The sequence below is a fragment of the Enterobacter cloacae complex sp. P1B genome, assembly GCF_014982345.1.
Lineage (GTDB): Bacteria > Pseudomonadota > Gammaproteobacteria > Enterobacterales > Enterobacteriaceae > Enterobacter > Enterobacter bugandensis.
The window spans coordinates 1-10,179 of record NZ_JADCLF010000004.1; the positions used below are offsets into that span (position 1 = coordinate 1).

7 protein-coding genes, 1 pseudogene and 1 CRISPR repeat array are annotated in these 10,179 nt (G+C 53.6%); of the genes and pseudogenes, 6 read left to right on the forward strand and 2 right to left on the reverse strand.

Annotation, left to right across the window (positions count from 1 at the left end; genetic code table 11):
* Positions 1–4 precede the first annotated feature (4 nt).
* A CRISPR array of direct repeats spans positions 5–266; the repeat unit is 20 nt; unit sequence TCACTGCCGTACAGGCAGCT.
* 279 nt (positions 267–545) lie between these two features.
* The 6 genes and pseudogenes from cas1f (at position 546) to cas6f (ending at position 8,919) form a co-directional block, all read left to right on the forward strand.
* The gene (gene cas1f, locus INF77_RS02980) at positions 546–1,529 is read left to right on the forward strand and encodes a type I-F CRISPR-associated endonuclease Cas1f (protein WP_193532976.1); all 984 of its coding nucleotides are present in this window, start codon (positions 546–548) and stop codon (positions 1,527–1,529) included.
* Positions 1,526–4,756, forward strand: coding sequence for a type I-F CRISPR-associated helicase Cas3f (gene cas3f, locus INF77_RS02985; protein ID WP_193532977.1), 3,231 nt, complete (start codon positions 1,526–1,528; stop codon positions 4,754–4,756). Before cas1f ends, cas3f begins: the two co-directional genes overlap by 4 nt.
* Before the next feature lie 345 nt (positions 4,757–5,101).
* Positions 5,102–6,412 carry a type I-F CRISPR-associated protein Csy1 gene (gene csy1 / locus INF77_RS02990; RefSeq protein ID WP_193532978.1) on the forward strand — a complete coding sequence of 437 codons (1,311 nt, stop codon included), beginning with the start codon at positions 5,102–5,104 and terminating at the stop codon, positions 6,410–6,412.
* Positions 6,409–7,344, forward strand: a complete 936-nt coding sequence (csy2, locus tag INF77_RS02995; protein WP_193532979.1) for a type I-F CRISPR-associated protein Csy2 — start codon at positions 6,409–6,411, stop codon at positions 7,342–7,344. The genes csy1 and csy2 overlap by 4 nt, the downstream gene beginning before the upstream one ends.
* 13 nt (positions 7,345–7,357) lie before the next feature.
* A pseudogene (gene csy3 / locus INF77_RS03000) lies at positions 7,358–8,355 on the forward strand (type I-F CRISPR-associated protein Csy3).
* Positions 8,356–8,364: 9 nt separating this feature from the next.
* Positions 8,365–8,919 carry a type I-F CRISPR-associated endoribonuclease Cas6/Csy4 gene (gene cas6f / locus INF77_RS03005; protein ID WP_045261778.1) on the forward strand — a complete coding sequence of 185 codons (555 nt, stop codon included), beginning with the start codon at positions 8,365–8,367 and terminating at the stop codon, positions 8,917–8,919.
* 22 nt (positions 8,920–8,941) lie between these two features.
* Here the strand turns inward: cas6f and INF77_RS03010 are convergent, their stop codons facing one another.
* Positions 8,942–9,415 (reverse strand): RES family NAD+ phosphorylase, encoded by a 474-nt coding sequence (locus INF77_RS03010; RefSeq protein ID WP_126817675.1) that lies wholly within the window; start codon positions 9,413–9,415, stop codon positions 8,942–8,944.
* Positions 9,412–9,855 carry an antitoxin Xre/MbcA/ParS toxin-binding domain-containing protein gene (locus INF77_RS03015; RefSeq protein ID WP_045261776.1) on the reverse strand — a complete coding sequence of 148 codons (444 nt, stop codon included), beginning with the start codon at positions 9,853–9,855 and terminating at the stop codon, positions 9,412–9,414. The genes INF77_RS03010 and INF77_RS03015 overlap by 4 nt, the downstream gene beginning before the upstream one ends.
* Positions 9,856–10,179: the final 324 nt, after the last annotated feature.

Genomic DNA, 10,179 nt, shown 5'->3' on the forward strand with positions numbered 1-10,179 from the left:
CCGGTCACTGCCGTACCGGCAGCTCAGAAAACTTATTATCTTCCATGACCCGGCTGCCAGTGTGTTCACTGCCGTACAGGCAGCTTAGAAAATGCCTCGATTTCTTTTTCGATAATCTTGTCGGTTCACTGCCGTACAGGCAGCTTAGAAATGCATGGTCATGCGGGAATAGATAAGCCGCTTGTTCACTGCCGTACAGGCAGCTTAGAAATGGTGCGTTGCCGCCAGCCGTTCTGAGGTCTGGGCTCACTGCCGTACAGGAAGCGCAACTAAATCTACCCCTCTTAAACATTTACTTTGCCTATTCAAAACTCAATATCATCAAACCCACACTCTCTATTTTTTACAATAAATAAAAAACTCATTCACGCGCCAATTATATTCTAAAAAATATATTATTCGTAAATATAATACATTGAATGGGAAAGTGATTTTTCGCTTTATTATCACGATAATTACTCTTCATTTGATACCCGTCACATTTGTTTTCATCTTATCTTCGATAACATACCCGCATTCAATACCTTGAAATTAAAGCCGTTGCTATGCCTGCAAACAGCGTTACCCCAACAGATTTAAAAACAATCCTGCATTCAAAGCGCGCCAACATTTATTACCTGGAGAAATGCCGCATCCAGGTAAATGGTGGGCGTGTTGAATATGTCACCCAGGAAGGAAAAGAGTCGTTTTATTGGAATATTCCCATCGCGAATACCACGGCAGTGATGCTGGGAATGGGAACATCCGTTACGCAAATGGCAATGCGGGAGTTTGCCCGGGCTGGCGTGATGGTAGGTTTCTGTGGAACGGATGGCACGCCGCTGTATTCTGCGAACGAGGTGGACATTGACGTCTCCTGGCTCAGCCCGCAAAGCGAATACCGTCCGACCGCATATTTACAAAACTGGGTCTCATTCTGGTTTGATGAAGAAAAACGTCTGCAGGCAGCAAAGCATTTTCAATTTATCCGTTTACAGCAAATTGAAAAACAGTGGGAGAGGCTGCGGGTACAGCGAGAAACGCCTTTTCAGTCCGATCGGGACGCGCTGGAGACTATTCTGGAGCGTGCGAAGCAGGGTATGGAAAGCGCACAGGATCACACCTCGCTGATGCCCCAGGAAGCTTTGCTCACAAAATCGCTCTACAAACTGACCAGCCAGACGGTGGGCTATGGCAGCTTTACCCGCGCCAAACGCGGTGGCGGGACGGATATGGCGAACCGTTTTCTCGATCAGGGCAACTATCTGGCCTACGGGCTGGCGGCCGTCGCGGCCTGGGTGACGGGCATTCCTCATGGTCTGTCCGTCATGCACGGAAAAACCCGACGCGGCGGGCTGGTTTTTGATATTGCCGATTTAATCAAAGACGCCCTCGTTATGCCGCAGGCCTTTATTGCGGCGATGGAGGGAGAGGATAATCAACAGTTTCGTCAGCGCTGCATCAACGCGTTTCAACAGGCAGAAGCGCTGGATGTGATGATCGCCACCTTGCAGGAAACCTCGCACTCTCTGGTGGGCGTTGAAAAATGAATGTGCTGATTATCTCCCGATGTACCAAACGTGCGCGCGAGCAAAGCTGCCGGATTATCGATCAGTTTGCTGAGCGCACGGGTGACGCGGCTTGGCAGACGACGATTACGATGGAAGGCGTCGTCACGCTGCGCAAGCTGCTGCGTAAAACGGCCCGTCGTAACACCGCCGTGGCCTGCCACTGGCTGAAAAAAAACGGTCAAACCGAACTGCTGTGGATAGTCGGAAACTTGCGTCGCTTTAACGCGCAGGGGCGTGTGCCAACGAATCGCACGACGCTACAAGTTATTCGCAACGACGGTGAACACCGCTGGCAAAGCGCGGAAAGCATCGCCCTGCTGGCGGCGATCGCCGGGCTGTTTCATGATTTTGGCAAAGCGGGGATGTGCTTCCAGCAGACGCTCAAGGGGGAAAGTCAGCACGTTTGTCAGCCGTACCGCCACGAGTGGATTTCGGTTCGTCTGTTCGAGGCGTTTGTAGGAGAGCGTAGCGATGAACAGTGGCTGGCATCGTTAACGCAGCTTAAGGCCGCTGACGAAAAAGCCATGCTGAAAGCGCTGAAGATGGACAGCGCAGAGTGGAGCAATAGCCCGTTCGAAAAATTGCCCCCGTTAGCGAGGGTGGTGGCGTGGCTAATGCTATCGCACCACCGTTTACCTCAACCGTACCCGGCAAAAATCTCATTACTCTACAGCGAAGGCTGGATTGAGAAACAGCTGAATGCAGACTGGAACTCGCTCAACCATAAATCTACCGATAAACATCCGTGGAAAACGCGTGATTTTAAAAATGTCTGGACATTCCCGCACGGCACGCCGCTAAGAAGTCAAACCTGGCGCGAGAAGGCCCGTCAGATTGGTAAACGCATCCGGAACCTCCCCGCACTGCTTCACGCGGGATCGCTGGATAATCTCTTTACCCTCCATCTTGCCCGCCTGTCGCTGATGCTGGCCGATCACGTTTACTCCTCACAACCGGCTTATGCCGGATGGCAGGATGATGCCTTTCAGGCGTGGGCTAACAGCTATCGAGGGACCGGGGAACTCAAGCAAAAACTGGATGAGCACAATGTCGGCGTAGCGCATCAGGCGCTATTGATGGGGCGTTCTCTTCCTGCGTTGCGCCGTTCATTGCCCGCCATCGCCCGGCATAAAACGTTTCGGGAAAGGGCGAAAGAAGAGCGTTTTGACTGGCAGAACAAGGCCTGGGATGTCGCCTCTTCCCTGCGTGAGAAGAGTGCAGAGCAGGGCTTCTTCGGTATCAGTATGGCCTCCACCGGATGCGGTAAAACTTTCGCCAATGCACGAATTATGTACGCGCTGGCAGATGAGCAGGCGGGATGTCGTTTCAGCGTGGCGCTGGGGTTACGCACGCTGACGCTGCAAACGGGGCAGGCTTTGCAGTCGCGCCTGGGGCTGGATGACGACATGCTGGCCGTGGTGACCGGTGCCGCAGCCGTGAAGGAGTTGTATCAGGGCAATGATACCGAAGATATCAGTAGCGCCAGCGACGAAGCGTTCTTCGCCAGCCATCATTACGTGCATTATGAAGGGGCGACCAGTAGCGGGATCGCGCAGCAATGGCTGGCGAAAGAACCGGCGCTAAACCGTCTGGTCAGTGCCCCGGTGCTGGTGACAACCATCGATCACCTGATGCCTGCCACGGAAGGCGTGCGCGGCGGCAGGCAGATCCCCGCCATGCTGCGCCTGCTGACCAGCGACCTGGTGCTTGACGAGCCTGATGATTTTGACGTTGATGATTTGCACGCCCTTTGTCGGCTGGTGAACTGGGCGGGCATGCTCGGCTCTCGCGTGTTGCTCTCCTCCGCAACGCTGCCCCCTGCATTAACAGAAGCGCTGTTTGAAGCCTATCGGGAAGGGCGTAAAGCCTGGCAGGCGGCGTGCGGTCAGTCGGACAGACCGACGAGTATCTGTTGCGCCTGGTTTGATGAATACGGCGCGCAGTCGCAGGATGTGGCCGACGATGCCCAGTTTCGTCAGGCGCATGACGATTTTGTCAGGCAGCGGATTAAACGTCTGCCAGACCAGCCCCGGCTTCGCCTGGGGAAACTGGCTGCCGTCATGCCGCAGTCTTCCTGTACTGCCGATGTTGTCTCTGCGCTGGCGCAGACCTTGCACCAGCAAATGATTGCGCTTCACGGCAATCATCACAGCACGTACAAAAGCGGCAAAACCGTGTCGTTTGGTCTGGTGAGGATGGCGAACATCAACCCGCTGGTTGCCGTCGCGCAGGCGCTGATGGCATTACCTTCTCCGGAGAATTACCGCATTTATTATTGCGTGTACCACAGCCAGCACCCGCTGGCGGTGCGTGCGGCGATTGAAAAACGACTCGATGCCGCGTTCGCGCGGCACAAACCGGAGCGGATCTGGCAGTTGCCTGACGTTAAGCAGGCGCTGACATCACCTGAACAGCATCATCTCTTTGTCGTGCTCGGCACATCCGTTCTGGAAGTCGGGCGCGATTTTGATGCCGACTGGGGGATTATCGAGCCGAGTTCGATGCGTTCACTTATTCAGTTTGCGGGGCGTATTCAGCGGCATCGTCAGATCGTGCCTGAGAGCGAAAATCTGGTGATTCTGGAACGCAACGTTCGTGCGCTTCGCGGAGAAAAGGTCGCCTACTGCCGACCCGGTTTTGAAACCGAGCAGCATCTTCTGCCTCACCACGATCTCCATGAGCTGCTCAGCGAAGAGGGCTATCGCACGCTGAATGCGATCCCGCGCATCGTTGAAAACCTGCCCGGCAATGCGCTGGCGGCGCTGGAGCATGCCCGGTTGCGAGCCGCATTGTTGGACGGCGGCGAACGGTCAGATGCGGTAGCCGCGTCGTGGTGGCGGCTGCCGCTGACGTGGAACGGTGAGTTGCAGCGGCGGACGCCGTTTCGCCGCTCGTCGCCGCAGGACACTTTCTTTTTAAGCATGAAAGACGAAGGTGAGCAACCTGAGTTTTGCCTGATGCAGGAAAACGGGGTGTTAAAGCCTGCGGGACGGTTTTGCGAGAAGACCTTATCGATGGCTCACGGCGTAGAGCCGTGGATGGCGATTGATTATGGCGAGGTATTACAGGCGCTGGCCGAGACAAGACAGATGGAGCTGGCCGCGGTATCGCGACGGTATGGCGAAATCACATTGAGAATCAGCAGGGAGGAGGAGACAGAGCAATGGCTATTTCACCCGGTGTTGGGTGTGTTTCGCGCCCTCTGAAAGAGGGCGCGAGCTGCTTGTACAGCAGTATAAAATAAATGATAAGAGCCTCATATATTTCTAAGCTGTCTAGGCGACAGTAGATAAGCATTATATTAATTTAAGGTTTTTTGGCAAGGGTATGTCGTTTAAAGATAAAAGCATAATATAGGTGTGGATGAACGTTTTGAAATGGAGTACTTTATTTTTACTCAAATAAAGGAATGTTTCACTGCGATGATTTTTATCAAATTTTTATTTGTCTTGATTATGATTCTGTTCTGTTTTTATTCGAGCTATTTATATTAAATATAATTGTGAGATTTATATTTTTACTGATTATAAGTGCAAGAGTTAAGGTGGTATATGAAGGAAGGAACACTATTCTCATTTATTACAGCTTTCATTGCCGGACGACGGCAAACAAAGCTGGAAGCATTTGATAAAGAGGCCGCAAAGCGCAGCGATACAGATAGCGCAACGCTTGCGGCAGAACGCCGGGATATAGAACTTCGCTATGAGCCGAAAGCGTGGCTAACGGATGCCGCGAAGCGAGCCGGACAAATTAACCTCGTGACCCATGCGGCGAAATTTACTCACGGGGATTCAAAAAGCAGCAGTATCTACAGCGAGGCAGTGGCGCTGGAAGGGTATCTCAGCACCGCTGCGTTGTCAGGTCTGGAACCGGATGCCGTGGGAAACGCCGCGGCGCTGGACGTCGCGAAATTACTGCAAACGCGGGTTGAAGGCGGTGACTCCCTTCTGGCAAGCCTGAAACGTGGCGATCGCGCTGCGCTGGCCGCTTTTACCGATGACGCAAACCAACTGGATGAATGGATTGCGGGATTTTCCCGTGCCTTAACGCCCGGAAAGCCCGCTTCACACAAGCTGGCTAAACAGGGCTATTTCCCGGTAGGTGAAAATTACCATCTGCTGAGCCCGTTATTTGCCACCTCGCTTGTTCACGCCATGCATCAGAAAATGATTGCCTTCCGTTTTGGCGACGATGTTAAAGCCATCTGGAAAGCGCGCCGGGAGAAAACCTGGCATCCCACTCCGCTGACGCTTTTCCCGCATTCAGCGGAAATACACTTTGGTGGCACCAAACCGCAAAACATTTCCTATCTCAACAGCGTCCGCGGCGGGCGCAGCTGGCTGCTTTCCTGTCAGCCGCCGCAGTGGAAAAGAGCAGACAAGCCGCCGACGACGTTACGTTCTATTTTCACTTTAGGTGGTCAGTTTGATCGACGTGCAAACAGCACTGTCCAGCTGCTTGTGTCATTGTTGGCCAGAACCGGTGATTACACCAACGTCCGTATTCGCGAAGCGCGTGATGAATACATTGATGCGCTTATCGACCTGCTTTTTGTAGTCGCGTCGGAACTACAGCGTGATACGTGGCAAAACTGGACACTCTCGTGCGAACGATTAGTCACTCATCAACAACTCTGGCTCGATCCCTGGCGCACCAAAACCGATGAGGCTTTTCGGCTCGAGCGGGATAAAGACGACTGGCAGGTTAGCGTCGCGACAGATTTTGCCCTGTGGCTTAACGCGCGTCTGAGCAAGGCGTTGAAGGACTTTGGGTATGTGGAACAGCGTGAATGGCAAACCCGTGAGCGTTTACGCAATAACCTGCGTGAGATGGAAAAAATTATCCGGGAGGCGCTGAAATGAGTTCCTTGATCCTGCTTCGCCGTATCAGCGTCGAAAACGCCAACGCGATTGCTGGCCTGACTTACGGTTTCCCCGCCATTACCCATTTCCTGGGATTTGCCCATGCGCTGTCGCGCAGGTTGACCGAAACGCACGGGCTGCGCATTGATGGCTGTGCTGTGGTCAGCCACGAACAACAGATCCATGCTCACACGTCTGGCCGCGATTATCAGTTTGCCCTGACCCGCAATCCGCTTACACGGGACGCGAAAACGGCCTCCTTTAACGAAGAGGGGCGCATGCATATGACGGTTTCGCTGCTGCTGGATTGTCACGGGGAAATCCCCAACGGTGAATACGGGCAACGCGACCTGGCCGAGTTTCTGTCTCAGGTGTGCCCTACGCTCCGGCTGGCCGGAGGAATCATCGTGGATATCCAGAATATTTCAGTTATGGCGATGCCTGCCAGCGCTCAGGAGATGGGCCGATTACAGTGGCAACTGATGCCGGGCTTTGCTTTACGCGACCGAAGTAGCTGGCTGGGCGAACATCATCAAATGCTTCTTGAAAACGATCCTAACGCCACGCTGCTTGACGCCTGGCTGGATTTTGCTGCGCTAAAAATACAGGCCGAAACGCCGGAAGACGGCAACATACGCGAAGGTGAACCGGCCAACTGGCATGTTGTTCCCAAACCCAATTCCGGTTATCTGGTGCCATTAATGACCGGCTACCAGCGTATCTCTGAACTCTACGCCCCTGGCGTCGTGGCAAACGCGCGCGATGCGGAAACGCCCTTTGCATTTACCGAAGCGGTGTATGGCGTGGGCGAGTGGTGCGGTCTGCACCGTATTCGGTCACTGGACGAGATTTTCTGGCGTTATCGGACGACGGAAACGGGCTATTACTGTCAGGGCGCGGGCGCGCCGGTGACAACTGAACATCTTAATTAAAAAGGACTTATCTATGGCAAAGGCTCCAACGGCCGTTAAAACGGCATCCGTACTGGCATTTGAACGTAAGCTGGCAACCTCGGATGCGGTGATGTATTCCGGAAGCTGGCAGGGCAAGCAGTGGCAACCGATCCGTATACAGGAAAAAGCGGTCCGCGGTACGATTTCGAACCGCTTGAAAAATGCCCTGACCAACGATCCGGCTAAACTGGATGCCGAGATCCAGAAAGCGAACCTGCAGCGTGTGGATGTGGCGGCGCTTCCTGCCGATGCAGACACCCTGAAGGTGAAGTTTACCCTACGCGTGCTGGGTAACCTGTCGACGCCATCAGTGTGTAACGATCGCGCCTATCAGGATGAACTTCAGCAGGTTATCGACGGCTATATCAGTGAACACGGTTTTGCCGAACTGGCGCGCCGCTACGCAACTAACCTGGCGAACGGACGTTTTTTATGGCGTAACCGCGTCGGTGCAGAAAAAATTATCGTGACCGTGACGGGCAGTAAGTCGTGGACGTTTGATGCGTACAGTTATGCGCTGCGAGATTTTCTGCCAACGACGAGAGCCTAAACGCACTGGCCCAGGAAATCGAAAAAGGGCTTAGCGGCGAAGGTTTTGTGCTGTTGAACGTCGAAGCGCAGGTGCTACTCGGTGCCGGACAGGAGATCTTCCCGTCGCAGGAGCTGGTTCTGGACAGCAACAGCAGCAAGAGCCGCCTGTTGTATCAGGTAGACAGCGTTGCGGGTATACACTCGCAGAAAATCGGTAATGCCATTCGAACTATCGATACCTGGCACCCTCAGGTAGATGCGCTGGGCGCTATTGCCGTTGAGCCGTACGGCTCAGTCACCAGTCGCGGTGTGGCTTGTCGTCAGCCGAAAGAGAAAATGGACTTCTATACCTTGCTGGACAACTGGGTGACGAAGGGCCAAAAGCCTGACGTTGAACAGCAGCATTATGTGATGGCCGTGCTGATCCGCGGCGGCGTCTTCGGTGAGAAGGGCGAGTAAGGAGTGGTTATGGATCACTATCTAGAGATCCGCGTCCTGCCCGACCCGGAGTTCAGCGAGGAGATGCTGATGGCCGCGCTGATGGCTAAACTGCATCGTGCGCTGGGCCAACGGGGGCTGGGGGATATTGGTATCAGCTTCCCTGCACATGGCATAAAGCCCGGCGCGATGTTACGCCTGCACGGTTCGCAACAGGCGTTAAGCGAGCTCGACTCCCTGGCATGGCGAAAGGGACTAAGCGATTACTGCCTGTGCACGGCGATACAACCCGTTCCAGAGGTAAAGCAATGGCGATGCGTGTCCCGTGTGCAGGTGAAAAGCAGCGCGCAGCGGCTTATGCGCCGTTCGGTAAAAAAAGGATGGATCACTGAGGAAGAGGCGCAGCAGCGCCTATTAAAAATGGAAGAGGCGCGGACTGATTTGCCCTGGCTTAATTTACGTAGCCTCTCAACAGGTCAGTCTTTCAGGCTTTTTATTCGTCACGGTGAGTTGCTTCCCGCACCCGTGGATGGACGCTTTTCAACCTACGGGATGAGCGCGACAGCGACGGTTCCCTGGTTCTGAGAAAACACAGCCGCATCAGCGTTCAGGGTGCGGTTTTTTCTGCGAGACGGGTATCAAAAATAAAGGGCAGTTGCTGAACAGAACCGAGCGCCGTGTGGAATGCGGGATGTAAGGGGTTAAGGATGGCATTGTTTTCATAGGGTATGATGCAGGAAGGTAGGATAAGCGCGAGGGCACTGCTAGCCTGCAACCATCCGGTTCCCAGATCCATCGTCGATACCGGTGCCGGATTTTCCTGCCAGTCCTCGGGGAGCCAGGCTTTATCCAGGTAATCAATCTGGTCATCCGGGATATCAATGCTGAAAAGCTGGTACTGATTCAACACGGTATCTTTTCTGACGTGCACCAAAATCTCCAGTGAGGCCAGCGAGATGGACGTGGACACATATACGGCGGGATGCCCTTTATGATTCCAGCGACCGCCGTACTGATTTGCGCCGCTTCCACTCCACGCTTCGCTGGCGTAGCGTCCCGTCACCAGCCGATAAAAAATCATGCAAACACTCCGTGTTCCAGACGACCAATCAAATCGGTGACTTCCAGTGCACCGGTTTCCGTAGCGATCAGGTCAACAGGCGCAACATTGCCAAGCCCGCGCACCGGCGACTGAAGCCAGTTCCATGCTTCTTCTTTACTGCCAAAATAGTCGACGGCCGCATCCAGCACCCGAACAAAACGGGCTACGCGTTCGCTCTCATCCGGCGTCAGCGTCCGTCCCGCGCTTTTGCGGCGGGCCACGTTACGTTCGTTAATCCCGGTAACGCGCAAAATGTCCGCTTTCGACATGGCCGTCCATTCATGAATATTGTCGAGCACGCTGACGGGCAATCCCTGGTTGAGAAATTCTATCAGCCGCATACCTCTGTTCGCGGGTAAACCGGCATAGCGCCAAAGTGCGTTATCAGCAGGTTTCTTGGCGGGGATCCAGGTTCTCATATTACCTCCTGATTAATGTCATTTGTCATGGTTAAGTATAGCCATTTGTCATATGGAGTGGAATGGGGATTTTTTGTGCTGGGTGGTTTATGAGAAGAACGATGTTTTGACCCTAATTTTTAACGGTTGTGTAATTCATTAATTTTAAATGAGTATTTTTGGTGGATAAAAAAGAGGGTCAGAGAAGGTTTTTTAGCTTTTTTTGTATGCAAATCAGTAGGGTGTGGAGATATTATTTCAGTGCACTGCCGTACAGGCAGCTTAGAAAGTTTGCGCCGCGTTGATAAATGTCGGGATGGCGTGCACTGCCGTACAGGCAGCTTA